Origin of the sequence: Tabrizicola sp. BL-A-41-H6, assembly GCF_050632395.1 — a bacterium.
Taxonomy (GTDB): Bacteria; Pseudomonadota; Alphaproteobacteria; order Rhodobacterales; family Rhodobacteraceae; genus JAUYQR01.
Genome location: NZ_CP192600.1, coordinates 2,491,121 through 2,512,397, shown reverse-complemented (window position 1 = coordinate 2,512,397; position 21,277 = coordinate 2,491,121). Strand labels below are relative to the sequence as shown.

The following is a 21,277-nucleotide window of genomic DNA, read 5'->3' as shown; positions in this document are numbered from 1 at the left end:
CCCAGAGATAGGCGGGTGTGATACCGCTAACAACGCCCGATGCTGCGGTGCGGCTATGCATATGACGCATAGCTTGTGCAAAAACGAAGGGGCAGCCCAGCGGCTGCCCCCTTTAAGTCCGAAAGCCTATCTTGCGTTCAGATCAGCTTGCCCATCGCCACGGCGGTATCGGCCATGCGGTTGGAAAAGCCCCATTCGTTGTCATACCACGACAGGATCGACACGAAGGTGCCGTCCATCACCTTGGTCTGATCCATGTGGAAGACGCTGGAATGCGGATCGTGGTTGAAGTCGGAAGACACCAGTTTCTCTTCGGTGTAGCCCAGAATGCCCTTCAGCCGACCGTCCGCTGCCGCCCTGATCGCCCCGTTCACTTCCTCGACCGTGGTCGCGCGCTTGGCGATGAACTTCAGGTCCACGACCGACACGTTCGGCGTCGGCACCCGGATCGAGATTCCGTCCATCTTCCCGTTCAACTCCGGCAGGACCAGCCCCACGGCCTTCGCCGCCCCGGTCGAGGTCGGTATCATGCTCAGCGCCGCCGCGCGGGCGCGGTACAGATCCTTGTGCATCGTATCCAGCGTCGGCTGATCCCCGGTGTAGGAGTGGATGGTGGTCATCATCCCCTTTTCGATCCCGATTGCCTCGTTTAGCACCTTGGCCACCGGGACAAGGCAGTTCGTGGTGCAAGATGCGTTCGACACCACGATATCAGCCGAGGTCAGCGTGTCATGGTTCACGCCGTAGACGATGGTCTTGTCCGCCCCGTCACCGGGGGCCGAGATCAACACCCGCTTCGACCCGTTCTCCAGATGCGCCTGGCACTTTTCCTTCGAGGTGAAGATGCCGGTGCATTCCATCACGATGTCGACATGGCCCCACGGCAGGTCCGCCGGGTTCTTCATCGCCGTCACCAGCATGTGCCCGCGGCCCACGTCGATCCAGTCGGCGCCGGTCGTCACCGTTGCGGGGAACCGGCCATGCACCGAATCGTAGCGCAACAGGTGCGCATTCGTCTCGACCGGGCCAAGATCGTTGATCGCCACCACCTCGATATCGGTGCGGCCAGATTCGACGATCGCGCGCAGCACGTTGCGGCCGATGCGGCCGAAGCCATTGATGGCGACTTTGACGGTCATGAAAACTCCTCCAACAGGATGCGACTCGCGTCGCCTGATAGCGGTAACATCCCCAGATGCCCGCCGATTACAACCTTACTCTGACGGGGTCAGCGCCAAAACACCACCCATTCGACCAGATCAAGGAACTTGCGCACCAAGAACATCAGGCCGACCCCGTCATTGATCAGGATGTCTGCTCCAATGGCCAGGGTCAGGGCCGCCCCAAGATAAAGCGCGATGGTGTTTGTCAAGGTCGCGTCCCGAATTCCGGCCCCAGTCCTATACGGCAAATCTGAAGCCGGAGTGAAGACCGATCTAGCGCCGGTTTGCCTCGCGCCCCATCCCGCGCTAAGTGAGACCCAACCCCGGAGGCTAGCATGAGCGGACTTCTCGCCCTTCTCGACGATGTGGCCGCAATCGCCAAGGTTGCCGCCGCCTCGGTGGACGACATCGCCGCCGCCGCCACCAAGGCCGGGGCCAAGGCTGCCGGCGTGGTGATCGACGACGCGGCGGTGACGCCAAAATACGTGCACGGTTTCTCTGCCGACCGCGAACTGCCGATCATCTGGCGCATCGCGCTTGGCTCGATGAAGAACAAACTCGTGTTCCTCCTTCCCGGTCTCCTTGCGCTTGACCATTTCGCCCCGGCAGTGATCACGCCGCTCCTGATGCTTGGCGGGGCCTATCTTTGCTTCGAAGGGGCGGAAAAAGTGTTTCACGCGCTTGCGCCGCATGGCGACGACGCGGTGGAACAGGATTTTGACACCCGCGATCCCGCCCATCTGGAAGAGGAAAAGGTCGCCGGCGCGATCAAGACCGATTTCATCCTGTCGGCTGAAATCATGACCATCGCGCTTGCTACCATCGAAAGCCCGAACTTCTGGATGCAGGCGATCACCCTCGCCGTGGTCGGCATCTTCATCACCGTCGTCGTCTATGGCGCCGTGGCGCTGATCGTGAAGATGGATGATGTCGGCCTTCACCTTGCCGCCACCGGGCGCACCAGCGGGGGCAGGGCGCTTGGCCGGGGGCTCGTGCTTGCGATGCCGAAACTTATGGCCTTCCTGTCAACTGTCGGCACGGCGGCAATGCTGTGGGTCGGCGGCAACATCGTGATCCACGGGCTTGAGGTCACGCATCTCTGGGCCTGGCCTTACGAGACGATCCACCACATCGCCGAACTAGCCTCCACCGCCGCTGGCACCGCGAAGGGCGCTATTGAATGGGTAGTCACCGCCGCGCTTGACGGCGTGTTCGGCCTCATCCTCGGCACCCTTCTGATCCCGGTTGCAACCCGCATCATCGGTCCGCTTATCGCCACGGTAACCGGCAAGAAGTCCGCCGCACACTGACGGAACCGCGGTTGTCTGCGGCGCGTTGAAACGCCGACAGCCAAGGGGACCGCCATGAACCGCGAAGAATTCAATGCCTGGGAAGACCGTGTGCGGGCCCGCGCCGACCGTCTGTGGCACGCCGCCGGAAGGCCGCCGGGCGGGCGGGATCGCTATCTCGACGACGCCCGCGAACTTGTCGCGCTTGAAGAGGTGGACCTTCCAACGTTCAGCCCCGAAGAGGCGGCCAGACCGATGATCGAGGAAGCCTCGCTGCAGCGCAATCTCGGTGAATTTCCAACCCTCGTCGATCAGGGCGAAGAACAGCCCTACCCCGACGATCCGCCCAGCCTTACCGACGACGGCGAGATCCGCCTATCGGACGGCGATGCCTCCGAAACAGGGGGCGTCCTGCCCAATGATGACCTGCCCGAACGAGACATGCCCGACGCGTCGACCGCGGATGCCGACATCACCTCCAGCGCACTTGCCGCAGATGACGGCCCGTTGAACGACGATCTGAACGACGACGGCATGCCCGACCCGACCGACCTCGACGCCGTGGGAGAGATGGAAGAGGGCGACGAATACGAAGACGCCGCCGTTGACGAAGACGAAGACGACCTTAAAGGCTAAGTCCCCCGGGCATAGACAGTCTCGGCCAACCGGTGCGCCAGGGCCGAGACGAGGTCGCTTCGCGTCACGATCCCCACGATCCGGCCGTCAACCACCACCGGCACCGCCTCGGCCCCGCCATCAGCCATCAACGGCAACAGCGCGCCTACCGGCGTCGTCGGTGTGGCACGCGGCATCGCCACCTGCATGATGTCCGCCGCCGTCAGCCGCTGCCGCCCGCGCCCCACCAGCCGCGCGAAGCCGCGGTGTAGGTGCAAGGCCTCGGCCCCCGCCTTGCGGATCAGGTCGATCTGCAGGATCACCCCCGCAAGCACCCCATCCCCCCGCACCACTGGGATCGAGGTGAACTCATGCGTGCGAAACAGCCCCGCCACGTCGATCAAGCTGGCCTCCGGTGCCACTGTCACCAGATCGCGTGACATGATGTCGGCGCAGGTGAAGGCTTCCATGTGCCGCGCCGCCGCCGCCTCTTCTGCCGCCCCGATCAGGCGCGCAAGGTCGGCCACCCCAAGGTTGGCCGACTGTCGGTAGTCCTCAAGGATCGTCGCCAGCGCCGCCGGGTCCAGCCCGACACGCGCCTGCGGGGCAGGGTCCGCAGTGCCATGCGGGCCGGGCGTCGAGGGTTGACGGAACGGATAGACCCGCCCCACCGCCAGGTTCCACAGGATCGCCGCACCCACCAGCGCCAGCGTGCCGATCGCTACCGTCGCCACGATCCCGGCCGAAGGCTGCATCGCCACCAACAGCGCAACCGCGCCCCCAGGTGGATGCAGCGCGCGCAAGGCCAGCATCACTGCAATCGCCAGCGCCACCGCCACCGGCGCCAGCCACATCCCCTGCGGCACCACCGATGCCACTACCACAGCGACCAGCGCAGACAGGGTGTTGCCCGCAATGGCCGACCAGGGCTGCGCCAAGGGGCTGTTCGGCACGGCATAAAGCAGCACCGAACTGGCCCCGAAGGGGGCGATTAGCGCCGCCCCACCGTCACCCACATGTAGAACTAACGCCGCAGCCAGCAGCCCGGCCAGCGCCCCGCCGCCTGCGCGCATCAGGTCAACCGGCTGCGCCCGCCCCATTGCGGGGCCAAACCCCTTCAGCCAGCCGCGCACCGCGCGCGCCTTTCGGTCAGATCAGCGCCTTCGCCTTGGCCACGACGGCGTCGGCAGTGATGCCGAACTCCTTGTAAAGCCGCTCCATCGGGGCCGAAGCGCCGAACGTCGACATCCCCACGAAATCCGACTTCGCCTCGCGGCCACGCTCGCCCAGAAGCCAGCGGTCCCAGCCTTGCCGGACACCCGCCTCAACCGCGATTCGCACCGGGCCTGCGGGCAGCACGCGCTTGCGCCACGCCTCGTCCTGCGCCGCAAACAGCTCCATGCACGGCATCGACACGACCCGCGTGCCGATTCCTTCGGCCTCGAGTGCGTCGCGGGCTTTCAGCGCGATTTCCACCTCGGACCCGGTTGCCATCAGGATCACCTGCCGCTTGCCCGTCGCCTCGGCCAGCACGTAGCCACCCTTGGCCACCATGTTCGCATTGCTGTGCACCTTGCGCACCGCCGGCAGGTTCTGGCGGCTCAGCGCCAGCACCGTCGGCCGCTTTTCCTCGCTCAGCGCGATCTCCCACGCCTCCGCCGTTTCCACCAGATCGGCGGGCCGCATGACCAACGTGTTCGGCGTGGCGCGCGAAATCGCAAGGTGTTCGACGGGTTGGTGCGTCGGCCCATCCTCGCCCAGACCAATCGAGTCATGCGTCATCACATAAACGACCGGCACCCCCATCAGCGCCGACAGCCGCATCGAAGGCCGGGCGTAATCGGTAAAGCACATGAAGGTGCCACCGTAAGGCCGCACCCCACCATGCAGCGCCATGCCGTTCATCGCCGCCGCCATGCCATGTTCGCGGATGCCGAAATAGATGTAGCGGCCCTTGCGGTCCTCGGCCGTGAACACACCCAGATCGGCCGTCTTGGTGTTGTTCGATCCGGTCAGGTCTGCCGATCCGCCGACGGTTTCCATCGCCACCGGGTTCACCGCCGCCAGCACCTTTTCCGATGCCGCCCGCGTCGCCAGTTTCGGCATATCCGCCACTGCCTGCTTCTTCACCGCCCGAATGGCTGCGCCCAGCTTCGGCGCGGCGGTTCCTGCAAACACCCTGTCGAACTCTGCCTTGCGCGCCGCTGGCAGGGCGGCCAGCCGCGTCTCCCAGTCGGCCCGCTCCTTGGCGCCCTTGGCCCCAAGGCTTTCCCACCAGCGTTTCACATCCGCCGGCACCTCGAACGCGCCCGCAGTCCAGCCATAAGCCGCCTTCGCCGCCGCCATCTGCCCCGCATCCGTCAGCGCGCCGTGGCCCTTCGAGGTGTCCTGCGCCGCGTGGCCAAGGGCAATATGCGTCTTGCAGGCGATCATCGCCGGGCGGGTGCTGGCCTTCGCCGCAACCAAAGCCCGGTCGATATCCGCCGGATCATGCCCGTCGCACGCAAACACGTCCCAACCAGCCGCCGCAAACCGCGCCTTCTGGTCGGTCACATCCGACAGCGACACCTTGCCGTCGATGGTGATCCCGTTGTCGTCCCACAACACGATCAGCCTCGAAAGCTGCAACTTGCCTGCAAGCCCGATCGCCTCGTGGCTGACGCCTTCCATCAGGCAACCATCGCCCGCGATGACATAGGTGTAATGGTCCTGCACCTTGGCCCCGAAGCGCGCGCGCAGGTTTTCCTCGGCAATTGCAAAGCCGACCGAGTTTGCAATGCCCTGACCCAAAGGCCCGGTCGTCGTTTCCACCCCCGCGACATGGCCGTATTCCGGGTGACCCGCGGTGATCTTGCCCCACTGCCGGAAGCCCTTGATCTGGTCCAGCGTCATGTCCTCGTAGCCGGTCAGGTACAAAAGCGAATAGATCAGCATCGACCCATGTCCCGCCGACAGGATGAACCGGTCGCGGTCCGGCCAGCGCGGTGCCTTGGGGTCGAACTTCAGATGGTTGGCAAAGAGCACAGTCGCCACATCCGCCATGCCCATCGGCATCCCCGAATGTCCGGAATTTGCCGCCGCCACCGCGTCCAGCGTCAGCGCCCGGATCGCGGTTGCGCGCATCCAGTGGTCAGGGTTTGCAGTGCGGAGGGTTGCGATATCCAAGGCCGAATTCCTTCGTGGCAAGGGGCAGGGCAGGGGTTCGACATGGCTCCTATCGGCCCGAACCGGCAATATCAAGCGCGTCGCCCAAGGCATTGGGAAGAAAGGCCAGTCGCATCCGCCGGGTTTCACGCTAAGATCATGCTTGACCGGGGCGGGTGCGATTCGCACTCTCTGCGACGGGCGCTTTCAGTGGGCCACCGGACGGTAAAGGGTGTGGAATGCAGGACATCACGGCTCTCGAAAAACGGATCACCGCCGCGTTGGAGCGGATCGGCAAAGGCGTCGACCGCATCGCCAGCGCGCCAAAGGCACCGGCCCCGGCAGCACCTCCACCTGCGCCTGACCTCGCCCTGCGTGCGCAGCTTGAGGATGAAAAGACCCTCACCGCGCAACTTCAGGAACGCATCCGCGTGATGAAGGAACGCGAAAGCCAAGGCAGCCTGCAGGAAAAGATCGAACGCCTGACCCAGCAGCTTGATGTTCAGGGGCTTGAACTGCAGCGAATGCGCCGCACCGCCGCCAGTTTGCGCGACCAGCTTGCGCAACTGCGTCAGGCGCAAGCCGCGGGCGTCACCGAGCCGCACCTGATCAACAAGGCCATGCTGGCCGAACTTGAAGCCCTGCGTGCCACCCGGATGACCGAGATGGCGGAAATGGACGAAATCCTCGCGGCGCTCGAGCCGCATCTGGCGGAGGCTGGCAATGCCTGATCTAGAAGTCACCATTGGCGGACGCCAATTTCAGGTCTCCTGCCAGCCCGGCGAAGAACACTTCCTGCGCTCGGCCGCGGCGATGCTCGACACCGAAGCGGCGCCCCTGATCGCGCAGATGGGCCGCCTGCCCGAAGCCAAGATGCTGCTGATGGCGGGGCTTCTTCTGGCCGACAAGACCGCCGCGCTGGAAGACGAGCTGCGCGGTATCCGCGCCAAGGTGGCCGAACTTGAGGCTCGCCCCGTCACCACCCGCGACGTGGCCGTGATCCCGCCGCAGATATCGGAAACCCTCGCCGAGATTGCGGCCCGCGCTGAAGCGATGGCCGCCCGCGTCGAAGAAAAAGCCCGCGCATGAGGCTGGCTGCCGTTGCGCTGGCGCTGCTGCCAGCCACTGCCAACGCCTCGCCGGATTTCACCACGGCGCGCTACATCTGCGACCGTGAAGTCGAAATTCCGGCTACCTACATCAACAGCGCCGATGGCGGCCTTGTCGTGCTGCACGTCGATAGTACCCAGATCACCCTTCTGGGCGAAGCCAGCGCATCCGGCGCGCGTTACGGCTGGCCGTCGGACGGATCGAACTACGTGTGGTGGACCAAGGGCGACACCGCCACCCTCTACTGGAAAACGCCCGAGGGCGAGGCCACGCTGCTGACCTGCGCCATCAAGGGCTAATCTCAGGCGTTCGCTTCGCGGATCTTCTCCGCCGCCGCCTTGTCAAAGGCCACACCCTTGGCTTCCAGAAGCTGGTCCAGCTCACCCGACAGCGTCATCTCGGTCACGATATCGCAGCCGCCCACGAACTCGCCCTTCACATACAGCTGCGGGATCGTTGGCCAGTCGCTGAAGTCCTTGATCCCTTGCCGGATTTCCGGGTCGGCCAGCACGTTCACGTCCTGATACTCGATCCCCATGAAGTTCAGCACACCCGCCACACGGCTAGAAAACCCGCATTGCGGCATCATCTTGGTGCCCTTCATAAACAGAACGACATCGTTCTTTTCCACGGTCTGCTTGATCTGGTCTGACGCGCTCATCGTCCGTTCTCCTGTGCCTTCGGTTCCGGGTCGGCGTCCGCCTTACCCATGTCGCGCCCGGCCAGATACGAGGCCATGCGCCGTTCCATTTCCGCAGCGGATGCCCGCCGCCGGTCCAAATCGTCGTCCCGCTCGACGCGGCCGGTTTTGCGGTTGCGCCGCGCGCGCAGCATCGACACCACGCCCACCAGCGTCATCGCCACCGGTATCAGATTTCCAAGGCCCGCTCCGGTTGCCATCCTGCTTACTCCGGCGCCTTGGTGGTCAAGGCCAGCGCATGGAGTTCGCCATGCGAGCCGTCCATCTTGCCCTTCAGCGCCGCATAGACCGCGCGCTGTTGCTGCACCCGGTTCATGCCCTTGAAGCTGGCGTCGATCACCTCTGCCGCGAAATGCTGGCCATCATCGCCATCGACGGTGATCTTCGCCTGCGGAAAGCTGGCCCTGATCAGATCTTCGATATCGCGCGCAGTCATCGGCATGGCAGGTCCTCGGGTTTCCTTGCAGAAGATGTAGGCCCGCCGCGTTTCAGCCGCAAGCCCTCAGCCCCATCCCTCAGCCCCATCCCTCAGCCTGCCCACTCATCCCGCAACATACCATACAGCATCACGTCCACGTTGCGCCCCAGCGCCGGGCGAAACCAGTGCGCCCGCAAGCGCCCCTCCAGCCGGTATCCCGCCCGTTCATATACCTTCTGCGCCCGCAAATTCTCGCCGCTTGCATCCAGCCAGACCTTGGCCGCGCCCAGCGCCTGAAAGGCGTACCCGGTCAGCGCCTGCACAAAGCCAAGCCCGCCGCCGCTTCCGGTCTTGTCCAACGCCAGCCGCCGCAACTCCACCGTGCCGGACTGCATGCCCACATCGGCAAAAAGCGCAAAGCCCGCAGGCCCCGCGCCTTCGTCCCAGATCAGCAACCGGTGCGCCGCATCGCCGGCATAGAACGCCAATCGCGCCTCGTCTTCATCGGTGATGAAAGGCGCATAGTCCGGTCGCTGCGCAAGCTCCCGGATGAACCCTAAATCACCCGGCAGCGCCGCGCGCAGGCTCACGCCACCGCCTTGGCAAAGGCAGTGCGATAAAGCTCTGACAGCGCCGCCATCGGTGCGACTTGCCCGCCTAAGCTGACCGCATCACCGCCGAACCGGCCCACCACGGCCACCGCAACACCAGCCGCCTTGCCCGCCGCGATCAACGCCTCGGGGTTCGCCGTCGCCACCAGATAACGCGCCTGATCTTCACCGAACAATGTCGGAATATCCCCCGCCTCCAGCGTCAGCCCGACGCCTGCGCCCTCGGCCATCTCGAACGCCGCCAGCGCAAGCCCGCCATCGCTAAGGTCGCTGCACGCCCGCAGCGCCTTGCGGTTGGCGCGCACGAACTCGCCGGTCCGCTTTTCCGCCTCCAGATCGACCGGCGGCGCATCGCCCGCCTCGATCCCGAACGCTTCGGCCAACAGCGCCGATTGCTCCAGATGCCCGCGCGTCACGCCGATCAGCACTGCCGCGTCACCCGCAACCGGCCGCCCCGCGATCAACTCGTCCAGGGATGCCAAGATCCCCACCGCGCCAATCGTCGGCGTCGGCAGGATGCCCTTGCCGTCCGTCTCGTTGTAAAGGCTGACGTTGCCCGACACGATCGGCATGTCCAACGCCTTCACCGCCGCGCCGATGCCCTTGATCGCGCCGACGAACTGCCCCATGATCTCGGGCTTTTCAGGGTTTCCGAAGTTCAGGTTGTCGGTCGTGGCCAAGGGCCGTGCGCCCACCGCACACAGGTTCCGCCAGGCTTCCGCCACCGCCTGCTTGCCGCCCTCAAAGGGGTTGGCCTGCACATAGCGCGGCGTCACGTCGCTGGTGAAGGCCAGCGCCTTGCCGGTGCCATGCACCCGTACCACACCTGCGCCAGCACCGGGTGCCACCACGGTATCCGCGCCCACCTGACTGTCATACTGCTCGTAGACCCATGCCTTGTGGGCATAGGACGGCGACCCGATCAGCGCCCGCAATGCGTCCAACGGCGCAATCTCCGGCACCGCGCCCAACGCCGCCGGGGCAGGGGTCTCCACCCAAGGTCGGTCGTATTCAGGGGCCGAGGATGCCAGCTTTGACAGCGGCAAATCGGCCTTCACCTCGTTGCCGTGCAGGATCAGGAAGCGGTCCTCCGGGATCGTTTCGCCCACAATGGCGAAATCCAGGTCCCATTTCACAAAGATCGCCCGCGCCACCGCCTCCAATTCGGGCTTCAGCACCATGAGCATCCGCTCCTGGCTCTCCGACAGCATCATCTCATAGGCCGTCATGCCCGTCTCACGCTGCGGCACGTCATCGAGTTGCAGCTTGATCCCAAGCCCGCCCTTGTCGCCCATCTCGACCGCCGAACAGGTCAGGCCCGCAGCCCCCATGTCCTGAATGGAAATGACCGCGCCCGACGCCATTAGCTCAAGGCAAGCCTCCAGCAGACGCTTTTCGGTGAAGGGGTCGCCCACCTGCACCGTCGGGCGCTTGTCCTCGATCGTATCGTCGAACTCGGCGCTGGCCATCGTCGCCCCGCCAACCCCGTCACGCCCCGTCTTGGCCCCAAGGTAGACCACCGGCATTCCGACGCCCGAGGCGACCGAATAGAAAATCTTGTCCGCATCCGCCAACCCGGCGGCAAAGGCATTTACCAGACAGTTGCCGTTGTAGCTGCGATGAAACCGCACCTCGCCGCCGACCGTCGGCACGCCGAACGCATTGCCATAAGACCCCACGCCCTCGACCACACCCTTCACCAAATGCGCGGTCTTGGGATGCGACGGCAGCCCGAACGACAGCGCGTTCATCGCCGCAATCGGCCGCGCGCCCATCGTGAAGACGTCACGCAAGATGCCGCCGACGCCCGTCGCCGCGCCCTGATGCGGCTCGATGTAGGACGGGTGGTTGTGGCTCTCCATTTTGAAGATCACCGCCTGTCCGTCACCGATATCGACAACGCCCGCGTTCTCTCCGGGCCCGCAAATCACCTGCGGCCCGGTGGTAGGTAGCGTGCGCAGCCATTTCTTCGACGACTTGTAGGAACAATGCTCGTTCCACATCGCGGAAAAGATGCCGAGCTCGGTAAACGTCGGTTCCCGCCCGATGATCCCCAAAAGCCGCTCGTATTCGTCCGGCTTCAGGCCGTGGCTTGCCACCAGGTCGGGGGTGATCTTCGGGTCCTGCATCACATCTCTCCGCTCGCGATGCGGTTTCCTTATGCGATCGACGGAAAACAGGAAAGGCCCGCCGTTGTGCCTGTGCCGGGAACAGTTCGCTCTTTCGCCGGTTGATACGCCATGCCGCGCTACCGGCACCACTCGAGGAGAAATTGACATGTTCAAGACCAAATCGCTGCTGGCCGCAGCTTCGATCGCATCGCTGATCGCCGCACCGGCACTCGCGCTGGAAGTGAGTGCGGATGCAACACTTGGCGCTGCACCAGAAGACATGACCACCGTCAAGATGGTCGAAGGCAGCGCCTTCGTCGGAAACGAGGTCCGCACCAAGGACCAGATCGTCATCGGGCAGGTCGATGGCGTCTACGAAGGCACCGCCGGCGAGCAGGTCGTGATGATCACGCTCAACAGCGACGTCGCGGCGAAATCCAGCGTCAAGTCCTTCACCGTTCCGCTGGCCTCCGACATGACGGCTGACGGTTCGCTGACCCTCGGCTGGACCGAGTCGGAGCTTTTCACCTCGTTGTCCGGCAACCTTGACGCCGCCAGCACCGAGAATGACACCGGCAACACCGCCGGCACCGACGGGGCCGCAGACGGCGCGACCGGCACCACGACCGGGGACTGATTGTCTTTCGATCCGTCAAATGAAAGCCCGGCAGGCAACTGCCGGGCTTTTGCATGGGCGCCGCGCCACCACCCGGACCAAAAAAAAGGCCGAGCATTACGCTCGGCCAAGTCCAACAGGGAGGTATGAGGCGATGAGAGAAACTCAATCATCCCCTCGCCGCTTGAATTAGTGGCGGTTGTGCGCGCTAACAAGTCTGCAATGCCCAACAATGCAGCAATCCCGTCATGCAGTCCCTGCATGGCTTAGCCAACGGGCACCGCATCATCCTGCTGGCGGCGGCGGTAGGTCATGATCTCGTCGGTCACGAAATCGCGGAACGCCGCCACCCGCTTGGAATGCCGCAACTCTTCGGGGTAAGCCAGGAACACCGGCACTTCGGCGCTTTGCACATCGTCCAACACCCTGACAAGGTGGGGAAAATCCTCGGTGATATAGTCGGGCAGGACGCCGATGCCCAAATGGTTCAGCACCGCCTGCAACACCCCGAAATAGTTGTTCACCGTCAGCGTCGACGGAATATCGTGGCTCATCAACTCCTGCACCAACAACGCCCCCGCCGCGACCTGCGGCGTCCCCGCGTGCTGGCTGATCAGCCGGTGCTGGCTGAAATCGTCCATCGTCTTTGGCGTGCCGGCGACCGCCAGATATTCCGGCGTCGCGTAAAGCCGCATCTTGATGTTCATCAGCCGCTTGCGGATCAGGTCGGCCTGGCTTGGCTCCTTCATCCGGATCGCCACGTCCGCTTCCCGCATCGGCAGATCCAGCACCCGCTCTTCCAGCATCAGGTCGATCTTCAGCGCCGGGTATTTCTCATAAAGCCGCGCCAGACGCGGTGCCAGCCACAGTGTGCCGAAGCCCGTGGTCGTCGTCACCCGCAATTCGCCAAAGACCTCGTCCTCGCTGTCTCTGATGCGCGCCGCAGTCGCGTCCAGCCGCTTGACCATCGCCTGCGTCGCGTCGAACAGAAGCTCGCCCTGCTCGGTCAGGATCAACCCGCGCGCATGGCGATGAAACAGCGTCACGGCAAGGCTTTCCTCCAGCGCGCGGATCTGGCGGCTGACGGCGGATTGGCTCAGGTGCAGCACGTCGCCCGCATGGGTCAGACTGCCCTTGTCGGCCACCGCATGGAATATCCTCAGCTTGTCCCAGTCCATCGCCTGTCCCACCCCGTTACTGTCATACGCTACCACGGCTCTGCCTACATAGGGAAACCTGACCACAAGTAAATGCGTCCTTCCCATTGCCTGCGCCGCACCGCCGACACGCCTTCGCTCTTTCACGGCGCAACCGGGCGGCTTATGGTTCTGTTAAAGTCACGCAAAGCATCCCGGTTCGGGGCATGAAAGGCAGCACATGGCAGTAGGCGTGTTTGATTCGGGTCTGGGCGGTCTGACGGTGCTCGATGCCGTGGCCCGCAGGCTGCCCGATGTGCCCTTTGTCTATTTCGGTGACAACGCCCACGCGCCCTACGGCGTGCGCACCCCGGACGACATCTTCAACCTCACCACCGCCGCCACCGAACGGCTTTGGGCCGAAGGCTGCGATCTGGTGATCCTTGCCTGCAACACCGCGTCTGCCGCCGCGCTGAAGCGGATGCAGGAAACCTGGGTGCCAAAATCAAAGCGCGTCCTCGGCGTGTTCGTCCCGCTGATCGAGGCGCTGACCGAACGCCAGTGGGGCGACAATTCCCCGCCGCGCGAAGTGGCGGTAAAGCACGTCGCCCTCTTTGCTACCCCCGCAACCGTCGCGTCCCGCGCCTTCCAGCGCGAACTGGCCTTCCGCGCCATCGGTGTCGATGTCGAGGCGCAGCCCTGCGGCGGGGTCGTCGATGCCATCGAACAGGGTGACGAGATCCTCGCCGAAGCGCTGGTGCGCTCCCACGTCGAGGCGCTGAAACGCCGGATGCCGCATCCGCAAGCCGCGGTCCTAGGCTGCACCCATTATCCCCTGATGGAAAAAACCTTTGCCGAGGCATTGGGGCCGGACGTCAAGGTCTACAGTCAAGCCAACCTCGTGGCCGAAAGCCTTGCCGATTACCTGACCCGCCGCCCCGAAATGGTAGGGCAGGGCAAGAAGTCGCGCTTCCTGACCACTGGCGATCCCCGCTCGGTCAGCGACCGCGCCACCCAGTTCATGCGCAAACAAGTGAAGTTCGAGTCGGCATGAGCGTGCCACTGGAAACATGGCGTGCCGCACGGCTTGCCGCCCTTACCGCTCCCGATGGCTGGCTGAACCTCGTTGCCCGCATCGACCTCGCGCCCGGAACCCACCTCGTCGGGCGCAGGCAGACGGTCGAATTGCCCTCCGGCCCGGATCTTCTCGGCACCCTGACCCTCGGGCCTGACGGCGCCAGCTTTGCTCGGCCCGGCGAACCGCCACAGCCCTTCGTCGCCGTTCCCGACGCCTTCCCGCAGCTTCGCGTCGATCCGTTCCTGCTGGAAATCCACACCGTTGACGGCACGCCCGCGCTGCGCGTCCGCGACCTCACGCTGCATCCGTCGCTGACCCTGCGCTCGTATCCCCCGGCAGCCAGTTGGATCATGCGTGCGAAATGGGAAGCCGTCGCTCCTCAGGCAGCCGAAGTGACCATGAAGGACGGCTCAATGGCCGCCGTGACCGTGACCCACCGCGCCACGTTCCTCTATGACGGCAAGCCCGTGACGCTAACCCCGACGCACTGGAAATCCGGCAAACCGATGTTCGTTTTCCGCGACGCGACCGCAGGCGAAACCTACCCCGCCTGCCGCTTCCTGATCGGAGAGGATGCGACCGACAGCGAAATCACCCTCGATTTCAACCGCGCCTTCACGCCGCCCTGCGGCTTCACCGATTTCGCGATCTGCCCGCTGCCGCCACCGGGCAACATCCTGCCGTTCCGGATCGAGGCGGGTGAGTTGGCCCCCTGATACAAGTGGCGCAAAACGCAGAAGGCACGCCCCGACGGCGTGCCTCCAAACCTTTACGACAGCTTAATGCGCCTCTTAACCCATTGAAATCATTGCACTGAAAAAATGTCCCACGGTGGGACATCAATCCTTGGCGCGGCCAACGTAGGAATTGTCCTCGGTATTGATCTCGATCTTGGTCCCCGCCCCGATATGCGGCGGCACCATGACCCGCAGCCCATTCGAACAGGTCGCGGGCTTATAGGAAGACGACGCCGTCTGCCCCTTCACTACAGGCTCCGTCTCGGTGATCTCGACCACCACCCGCTGCGGGAATTCGATCGCGATGGCCACCCCCTCGAAGGTCTTCAGGTAGACCTTCATCCCGTCCGTAAGGAACACCTTGCCATCTCCCACCACGTCGGGGTGAACCGTGACCTGCTCATAGGATTCCGGCTCCATGAAGTGGAACCCTTCGCCATCCTCATACAGGAAATCATACTCGCGCTCGTCCACCGTGGCCTTCTCGACCATCTCGGTCGTCCGCCACCGCTCCGCCACCTTCACCCCATCCGAAATCCGCCGCATGTCGACCGAAGTCGTCGGCGTGCCCTTGCCGGGATGGAAATTCTCGGCCTTGAGGACGACGTAGAGACGGCCGTCCAGATCGACGACGTTGCCCTTGCGGAGCGAGGAGGCGATGACTTTCAAAGCGCGGTCCTTGTGGTTGGCTTGTCTGGCCCGTAGATGGGCATCGCCGCGCGCTTAACCCATCCTGACCGGAATTTCCAGATGAAACCCGCTGATCCCTGGTGGACCCCCACCCGCCACGCCGACCGCCGACCGCTGCTTCTGGCGCGGGGGCGGATCCAGGCGGCGATCAGGGGCCGGCTGGCGGCCGAGGGCTTCACCGAGGTCGACCCCACCGCCTTGCAGGTTAGCCCGGGAAACGAGGCGCACCTGCACGGCTTTGCGACCCAGGCGATCGGGAATGACCGGGAGGGGCGGACCTTGTTTCTGCACACCTCGCCCGAATTCGCGATGAAGAAGCTGTTGGCCGCGGGCGAGACAAAGATCCACGCCTTTTCCCATGTCTGGCGGAACCGGGAGCGTGGGGCGCTGCACAGCCCGGAGTTCACGATGTTGGAATGGTACCGGGTGGGCGAGGGGTATGAGCGGTTGATGGAGGATACCGTCGCCTTTCTGCGGCTCGCTGCGGAGGCGGCTGGTGCGTCGGGGCTGCGGTTTCGGGACCGGGTTTGTGACCCGTTTGCCGAGGCGGAGCGGATTTCGGTGGCGGAAGCGTTCGAGAGGTATGCGGGGGTTGATCTGATGGCTTCGATAAGCCCAACCGGGGAGGTTTCGGTGGACCGGCTGGGGGAGGAACTGGACCGGGCGGGGGTGAGGCGAGCCGTGGATGACACGTGGTCGGATATGGTGAGCCGGGTTCTGGGGGAGCGGGTGGAGCCGCATCTGGGAATGGGGCGGATCACGATCCTGGACCGATACCCGGCGGCGGAGGCGGCGCTGGCGCGGCGGGTCGAGGGCGACCCTCGGGTCGCGGAGCGGTTCGAGGTCTATGCTTGCGGGGTGGAGCTGGCCAACGGGTTTGGGGAGCTGACCGATGCGGAGGAGCAGAGGCGTCGGTTCGAGACTGAGATGGATGAGAAGGAGCGGGTCTATGGGGAGCGGTATCCGCTGGACGAAGAGTTCCTCGAGGCCTTGAAGATCATGCCACCGGCCGCGGGGATCGCGATGGGGTTTGACCGGGTGGTGATGCTGGCCACGGGGGCGCCGCGGATCGAGGATGTGATGTGGGTTCCGGTGGCGTGAGGGGGTGTCCCACCGTGGGACACCTTTTCGGGTCTAGCAATATCAATGGGTTAGTTCGCGAATTAATCTTCCATTAGGAAATGGCCATCCGCCCGACGCCTGCCAACGGCCTTGCGTTTCTGCCGGATGCGGCGCTATGAGGGGCCGCGCGTGCGCTGATTGCAGGAGGTTGCCAAGATGACCCACAAGATCGCCATTCTGGGCGCTTCGGGCTATACCGGGGCGGAGCTGGTGCGCCTGATCGCGACGCATCCGGCGATGGAGATTGTCGCCCTGTCCGCCGACCGCAAGGCCGGGATGCAGATGGCGGAGGTGTTTCCGTTTCTGCGCCACCTGAAACTGCCGCAACTCGTGAAGATCGACGAGATCGATTTTTCCAATGTAGACTTGTGCTTCTGCGCGCTTCCTCATGCAACCACGCAGGAGGTGATCGCCAAGCTGCCGCGCGATCTGAAGATCGTCGATCTTAGCGCCGACTTCCGGTTGCGCGACGTGGGAGAGTATCAAAAGTGGTACGGGCAGGCACATACGGCGCCCGATCTGCAGGCCGAAGCGGTTTACGGGCTGACGGAATTTTACCGCGATGAAATCCAGTCGGCACGGCTTGTGGCGGGGACGGGATGCAATGCGGCAACCGGGCAGTTCGCGCTGCGGCCGTTGATTTCTGCCGGTGTGATCGACCTTGACGATATCCTGATCGACCTGAAGGCGGGGGTATCGGGCGCAGGGCGCAGCCTGAAGGAGAACCTCCTTCACGCGGAATTGTCGGGCGGCACGCACAGCTATTCGGCGGGCGGCAAGCACCGGCATCTGGGCGAGTTCGACCAGGAGTTTTCCAAGCTGGCCGGGCGGCGTGTGGAGGTGCAGTTCACGCCGCATCTGCTGCCGATGAACCGGGGCATCCTGGCTACGGTCTATGTCAAGGGTGACGCGAAGATCGTGCACCAGACGCTTGAAAAGGCGTATGAAAACGAGCCCTTCTTGCGCGTTCTGCCGTTCGGCAACCTGCCGTCGACGCGCGATATCGCAGGATCGAATTTCTGCCATATCGGTGTCATCGGTGACAGAAAACCGGGGCTGGCTGTGGTGGTTGCGGTGCTGGACAATCTGACCAAAGGGTCGAGCGGGCAGGCGATCCAGAACGCGAACCTGATGCTGGGGCTGGATGAGACGACGGGGCTGATGCTGGCACCGGTGTTTCCCTGACGTGTCGGGCTTGACCAAGGTCAAGGCAGCACCGATCTGACAGGGTAGAAGCGGGCGACCGGAACGGGAGCGGATGATGGCGGGCGGACAGGAGTTTCGGGGCCTGAAAGGGTTGAAGAAGCGTCGGCGGGTTCAGGTGATGGCGCTTGCGGCGCTGTCGTTGCTGGCCGCTGTGGCGGTGGTATACTTCTTCGTGCCGAAAACCGCCGTCAATTTCTTTCGCAGCCCGACCGAAGTGGTGACGACGCCTCCGCCGGCCGAAGAGGTGTTCCGGATCGGCGGTCTGGTGGTTGAGGGCAGTCTGGTGCGCGGCGAGGGGGCGACGGTTTCGTTTTCTGTGACGGACACCAACGAAACGGTTCCGGTGCGCTATACCGGGGTGCTGCCGGACCTGTTCGGTGAGGGCGAAGGGATGGTGGCGCTAGGCCAGATGGAGGGCGACACGTTCGTGGCGTCCGAAGTGCTGGCCAAGCATGACGAGACCTACATGCCGAAGGAAGTGGTCGACGCGCTGAAAGAGCAGGGCGTCTATCAGCCGTCGAAGCCTGAAAGCTGAGGCGGCGCGCGCCGGAGTGAGGCGGGATTAACGGAGATTTCCGATGGTCGGGCGGTTGCCTGAACCGGAGGGGTCGATGGGGTCCGTCAGAGAGATTGCCGAAGAGATTGTCGCCCGCGAGGGTGGGTTCGTGAACGACCCGGATGATCCCGGGGGGGCGACTAACCACGGGGTCACGATCCACACGCTGCGCCGCTTGGGCATTGACGTGAATCGCGACACGCGGGTCGACGTGGCCGATGTGAAGGCGCTGAGCCGGGCGCAGGCGGTGGACATCTACATCGAGCATTATTTCACACGACCGGGGCTGGCGGCCCTGCCGGAGGTTCTGCAGGCGAGCGTGTTTGACATGTATGTCAACACGGGTGGCAATGCGGTGAAGATACTGCAGCGATTGATAGGGGATATGGGGTATCCTTGTGATCCTGACGGGCAGGTGGGGCCACAGACGATACGAGCTGCCCAGATGGCTTTTGAGGCGGCTCCGTCGCATCTGGCCGATGCCTACGGGATCGCGCGGCGGAATTATTATTACGCCTTGGGCGACCGCCGACCTGCCAGCCGCAAGTTTGCGCGGCGGCGGGATGGGGGCAAAGGCGGCTGGATCGTGCGGGCGGAGGAATTCATCGCGCCGCGGTATCACCTGAGCGAGGCGCAGCACCGGGCGCGGGTGGCGGCATGGGGATGATCGGCGGTCTGGCGGGTGCGCAAGGGGCGGTGACGGCGATGGGCGAGGCCGCGAAGGGCCTGGCGGAGGTGTTCGTGCCGTCGGCCACCAAGCGGATGGAGTTGTCGGCGGAGGCGCAGATGGCGGCACTCAGGCAGTTGGGGGAGGAGTATGAGAACCCCTCGCTCGGCTGGTTCGACCGTCTGGTGAACGGGGTGAACCGGCTGCCGCGGCCGATGCTGGCGTTCGGGACCATCGGGCTTTTCGTTTATGCGATGGTGGACCCGGTCGCGTTTGCGCGGCGGATGGTGGGGCTGAATGCAGTACCCGAGCCGCTGTGGTGGCTTTTGGGGGCGGTGGTCGCGTTCTATTTCGGCGCGCGGGAGACGCACTATTTCCGCAACCGACCGGTTCAGGCGCCTGAGGCGGTGGCGGTGGAGGCGAACCCGGCGTTGGACGACTGGCGGGCGGGATGAGCGATCCTTGACCTCTAACGCCGCCTCTGGCATGGCCTTTGGCATGACAGGGGATGTGATCAAATGAACCTTTTCGCCGATATTCGCGAGCTGGTGGTGGCGGAGCTGATGGCCTTGCAAGCGGCGGGCGTGCTGCCAGGGGGCCTCGATTTTGCGGGCGTGGCGGTGGAGCCGCCGCGCGATGCGGGGCATGGGCATCTGGCGACGAATGCCGCGATGGTGCTGGCCAAGCCCTCGGGTATGGCGCCGCGAGCGATTGCCGAGGCGCTGGCGGCGCGGTTGATGGAAGATCCGCGCGTGGCGGGGGCGGATGTGGCGGGGCCGGGGTTCTTGAACCTGCGGCTGGTGGATGCGGCGTGGCAGGGGCTGGTGCGGGCCGTCTTGGAGACGGGGACTGCGTATGGCAGGTCGTCGCTGGGGCAGGGGCGGCGGGTGAACGTGGAGTTCGTCAGCGCCAATCCGACGGGCCCGATGCATGTGGGCCATGTGCGCGGCGCTGTGGTGGGCGATGCGCTGGCGCGGCTTCTGGCCTATGCGGGCTGGGACGTGACACGGGAATACTACATCAACGATGGCGGCGCGCAGGTCGATGTGCTGGCGCGGTCGGCCTATGAGCGCTACCGCGAGGCGAACGGGCTGGAGCCGGAGATCCGCGAGGGGCTTTATCCGGGGGATTATCTCATTCCGGTGGGTGAGGCGTTGAAGGCCAAGTATGGGGCCAGCCTGCTGGACAAGGGCGAGCAGGAATGGCTGGCGGATGTGCGCGAATTCGCGACAGGCATGATGATGGAGATGATCCGGGGCGATCTGGCGGCGCTTGGCGTGCAGATGGACGTTTATTCGTCGGAAAAGGCCTTGTACGGCACCGGCAAGATCGAGGCGGCGATCGAGACGCTGCGTGGGATGGGGCTGATCTATGAGGGCGTGCTGGAGCCGCCTAAGGGCAAGGAGCCCGACGACTGGGAGCCGCGGGTGCAGACCCTGTTCCGCAGCACTGCGCATGGCGACGATGTGGACCGGCCGGTGATGAAATCGGACGGGTCGTGGACCTATTTCGCGCCCGACATCGCCTATCATTATGACAAGGTGCAGCGCGGGTTCGACGAGTTGATCAACATCTTCGGCGCGGATCACGGTGGATACGTGAAGCGGCTGAAAGCTGTGGTCGCGGCGTTGTCGAACAACCGGGTGCCTTTGGATATCAAGCTGATCCAGTTGGTCAAGCTTTGGAAGGGCGGCGAGCCGTTCAAGATGTCGAAGCGGGCGGGCACGTTCGTCACGCTGCGCGACGTCGTGGACGAGGTCGGCGCGGACGTGACCCGTTTCATCATGCTGACGCGCAAGAACGACGTGGCGCTGGATTTCGATTTCGACAAGGTTCAGGAGCAGTCCAAGGATAACCCGGTCTTTTATGTGCAGTATGCAAATGCGCGCGTGAACTCGATCCTGCGCAAGGCGCGGGATGCCGGGATCGATGTGACGGATGCGGTTCTGGCCAACGCCGACCTGACGCTTTTGTCCAACGAGGCCGAGATCGGCGTGGCGCGGAAACTGGCGGAATGGCCGCGTCTGGTGGAGATTGCCGCCAAGGGCAACGAACCGCATCGCGTGGCGTTTTACCTGTATGAAGTGGCCTCGGACTTCCACGGTTTGTGGAACAAGGGCAACGACGATGCGTCACTGCGGTTCTTGCAGGACGACCCCGGCGTGTCGCAGGCAAAAATCGCCCTCGTGCGGGCCGTGGGCGTTGTTATTTGCGCCGGTCTTGGTATCTTGGGGGTCACTCCGGTCGAGGAAATGCGCTGAGCCAATCGAGCAGCCGCCTTCAGCCGGGCGAACAGGCGTGAAAAGCA

At 64.3% G+C, this 21,277-nt stretch carries 25 protein-coding genes; 14 read left to right on the top strand and 11 right to left on the bottom strand.

What is annotated here, in order from left to right:
• Positions 1-137 precede the first annotated feature (137 nt).
• The gene (gene gap, locus ACROUL_RS12310) at positions 138-1,139 is read right to left on the bottom strand and encodes a type I glyceraldehyde-3-phosphate dehydrogenase (protein ID WP_431299762.1); all 1,002 of its coding nucleotides are present in this window, start codon (positions 1,137-1,139) and stop codon (positions 138-140) included.
• Between the two features lie 89 nt (positions 1,140-1,228).
• Positions 1,229-1,372: a hypothetical protein gene (locus ACROUL_RS12305; RefSeq protein ID WP_431299761.1), complete on the bottom strand. Its 144-nt coding sequence runs from the start codon at positions 1,370-1,372 to the stop codon at positions 1,229-1,231.
• A gap of 126 nt (positions 1,373-1,498) precedes the next feature.
• On the opposite strand from ACROUL_RS12305, the gene ACROUL_RS12300 reads away from it, so the two are divergent.
• Positions 1,499-2,473 carry a DUF808 domain-containing protein gene (locus ACROUL_RS12300; protein WP_431299760.1) on the top strand — a complete coding sequence of 325 codons (975 nt, stop codon included), beginning with the start codon at positions 1,499-1,501 and terminating at the stop codon, positions 2,471-2,473.
• A gap of 54 nt (positions 2,474-2,527) precedes the next feature.
• A complete protein-coding gene (locus tag ACROUL_RS12295) occupies positions 2,528-3,088 on the top strand; it encodes a hypothetical protein (protein WP_431299759.1) in 561 nt (186 codons plus the stop codon).
• Here ACROUL_RS12295 and ACROUL_RS12290 read toward each other — a convergent pair.
• Positions 3,085-4,200, bottom strand: a complete 1,116-nt coding sequence (locus ACROUL_RS12290) for an HPP family protein (RefSeq protein WP_431299758.1) — start codon at positions 4,198-4,200, stop codon at positions 3,085-3,087. The genes ACROUL_RS12295 and ACROUL_RS12290 overlap by 4 nt on opposite strands.
• Positions 4,201-4,216: 16 nt before the next feature.
• The gene (gene tkt / locus ACROUL_RS12285) at positions 4,217-6,232 is read right to left on the bottom strand and encodes a transketolase (protein ID WP_431299757.1); all 2,016 of its coding nucleotides are present in this window, start codon (positions 6,230-6,232) and stop codon (positions 4,217-4,219) included.
• Between the two features lie 218 nt (positions 6,233-6,450).
• On the opposite strand from tkt, the gene ACROUL_RS12280 reads away from it, so the two are divergent.
• From ACROUL_RS12280 to ACROUL_RS12270, 3 genes are read left to right on the top strand one after another with little or no spacing between them, the layout of a single operon-like run.
• Positions 6,451-6,942: a hypothetical protein gene (locus ACROUL_RS12280; RefSeq protein ID WP_431299756.1), complete on the top strand. Its 492-nt coding sequence runs from the start codon at positions 6,451-6,453 to the stop codon at positions 6,940-6,942.
• Positions 6,935-7,300, top strand: coding sequence for a cell division protein ZapA (locus ACROUL_RS12275; protein ID WP_431299755.1), 366 nt, complete (start codon positions 6,935-6,937; stop codon positions 7,298-7,300). Before ACROUL_RS12280 ends, ACROUL_RS12275 begins: the two co-directional genes overlap by 8 nt.
• Positions 7,297-7,620, top strand: coding sequence for an MliC family protein (locus tag ACROUL_RS12270; protein ID WP_431299754.1), 324 nt, complete (start codon positions 7,297-7,299; stop codon positions 7,618-7,620). Before ACROUL_RS12275 ends, ACROUL_RS12270 begins: the two co-directional genes overlap by 4 nt.
• A gap of 2 nt (positions 7,621-7,622) precedes the next feature.
• On the opposite strand, the gene grxD is transcribed toward ACROUL_RS12270, so the two are convergent.
• The 5 genes from grxD to purL form a co-directional block, all read right to left on the bottom strand.
• A complete protein-coding gene (grxD, locus tag ACROUL_RS12265) occupies positions 7,623-7,982 on the bottom strand; it encodes a Grx4 family monothiol glutaredoxin (protein ID WP_431299753.1) in 360 nt (119 codons plus the stop codon).
• Positions 7,979-8,221 (bottom strand): hypothetical protein, encoded by a 243-nt coding sequence (locus ACROUL_RS12260; RefSeq protein ID WP_431299752.1) that lies wholly within the window; start codon positions 8,219-8,221, stop codon positions 7,979-7,981. Before ACROUL_RS12260 ends, grxD begins: the two co-directional genes overlap by 4 nt.
• Positions 8,222-8,226: 5 nt before the next feature.
• Positions 8,227-8,463, bottom strand: a complete 237-nt coding sequence (locus tag ACROUL_RS12255) for a BolA/IbaG family iron-sulfur metabolism protein (RefSeq protein WP_305568772.1) — start codon at positions 8,461-8,463, stop codon at positions 8,227-8,229.
• Between the two features lie 86 nt (positions 8,464-8,549).
• On the bottom strand, positions 8,550-9,029 hold the full coding sequence (locus ACROUL_RS12250) for a GNAT family N-acetyltransferase (RefSeq protein WP_431299751.1): 480 nt from the start codon (positions 9,027-9,029) through the stop codon (positions 8,550-8,552).
• The gene (purL, locus tag ACROUL_RS12245; RefSeq protein ID WP_431299750.1) at positions 9,026-11,179 is read right to left on the bottom strand and encodes a phosphoribosylformylglycinamidine synthase subunit PurL; all 2,154 of its coding nucleotides are present in this window, start codon (positions 11,177-11,179) and stop codon (positions 9,026-9,028) included. The genes ACROUL_RS12250 and purL overlap by 4 nt, the downstream gene beginning before the upstream one ends.
• A 148-nt stretch (positions 11,180-11,327) precedes the next feature.
• Between purL and ACROUL_RS12240 the strand changes: the two genes are divergently transcribed.
• Positions 11,328-11,798, top strand: a complete 471-nt coding sequence (locus ACROUL_RS12240; RefSeq protein ID WP_431299749.1) for a hypothetical protein — start codon at positions 11,328-11,330, stop codon at positions 11,796-11,798.
• A 245-nt stretch (positions 11,799-12,043) separates the two neighbouring features.
• On the opposite strand, the gene ACROUL_RS12235 is transcribed toward ACROUL_RS12240, so the two are convergent.
• The gene (locus ACROUL_RS12235) at positions 12,044-12,955 is read right to left on the bottom strand and encodes a LysR family transcriptional regulator (protein ID WP_431299748.1); all 912 of its coding nucleotides are present in this window, start codon (positions 12,953-12,955) and stop codon (positions 12,044-12,046) included.
• 199 nt (positions 12,956-13,154) lie between these two features.
• Here ACROUL_RS12235 and ACROUL_RS12230 point away from each other — a divergent pair, with 199 nt between their 5' ends.
• Positions 13,155-13,967 (top strand): glutamate racemase, encoded by an 813-nt coding sequence (locus ACROUL_RS12230; RefSeq protein ID WP_431299747.1) that lies wholly within the window; start codon positions 13,155-13,157, stop codon positions 13,965-13,967.
• Complete coding sequence (locus ACROUL_RS12225; RefSeq protein ID WP_431299746.1) at positions 13,964-14,707, top strand: DUF1684 domain-containing protein; 744 nt, start codon at positions 13,964-13,966, stop codon at positions 14,705-14,707. Before ACROUL_RS12230 ends, ACROUL_RS12225 begins: the two co-directional genes overlap by 4 nt.
• 123 nt (positions 14,708-14,830) lie before the next feature.
• Here the strand turns inward: ACROUL_RS12225 and efp are convergent, their stop codons facing one another.
• Positions 14,831-15,397, bottom strand: coding sequence for an elongation factor P (gene efp, locus ACROUL_RS12220; RefSeq protein WP_431299745.1), 567 nt, complete (start codon positions 15,395-15,397; stop codon positions 14,831-14,833).
• An 81-nt stretch (positions 15,398-15,478) separates the two neighbouring features.
• Between efp and epmA the strand changes: the two genes are divergently transcribed.
• The 6 genes from epmA to argS all read left to right on the top strand — a co-directional run bounded on the left by epmA (position 15,479) and on the right by argS (position 21,230).
• Positions 15,479-16,519 (top strand): EF-P lysine aminoacylase EpmA, encoded by a 1,041-nt coding sequence (gene epmA / locus ACROUL_RS12215; protein ID WP_431299744.1) that lies wholly within the window; start codon positions 15,479-15,481, stop codon positions 16,517-16,519.
• A 177-nt stretch (positions 16,520-16,696) separates the two neighbouring features.
• Positions 16,697-17,725, top strand: a complete 1,029-nt coding sequence (gene argC / locus ACROUL_RS12210) for an N-acetyl-gamma-glutamyl-phosphate reductase (RefSeq protein ID WP_431299743.1) — start codon at positions 16,697-16,699, stop codon at positions 17,723-17,725.
• A 103-nt stretch (positions 17,726-17,828) separates the two neighbouring features.
• On the top strand, positions 17,829-18,281 hold the full coding sequence (ccmE, locus tag ACROUL_RS12205; protein ID WP_431301303.1) for a cytochrome c maturation protein CcmE: 453 nt from the start codon (positions 17,829-17,831) through the stop codon (positions 18,279-18,281).
• Between the two features lie 76 nt (positions 18,282-18,357).
• Positions 18,358-18,969 carry a holin-associated N-acetylmuramidase gene (locus ACROUL_RS12200; protein WP_431299742.1) on the top strand — a complete coding sequence of 204 codons (612 nt, stop codon included), beginning with the start codon at positions 18,358-18,360 and terminating at the stop codon, positions 18,967-18,969.
• Complete coding sequence (locus ACROUL_RS12195; protein WP_431299741.1) at positions 18,960-19,424, top strand: holin family protein; 465 nt, start codon at positions 18,960-18,962, stop codon at positions 19,422-19,424. The genes ACROUL_RS12200 and ACROUL_RS12195 overlap by 10 nt, the downstream gene beginning before the upstream one ends.
• A 63-nt stretch (positions 19,425-19,487) precedes the next feature.
• Positions 19,488-21,230, top strand: coding sequence for an arginine--tRNA ligase (argS, locus tag ACROUL_RS12190; protein ID WP_431299740.1), 1,743 nt, complete (start codon positions 19,488-19,490; stop codon positions 21,228-21,230).
• Positions 21,231-21,277 lie beyond the last annotated feature (47 nt).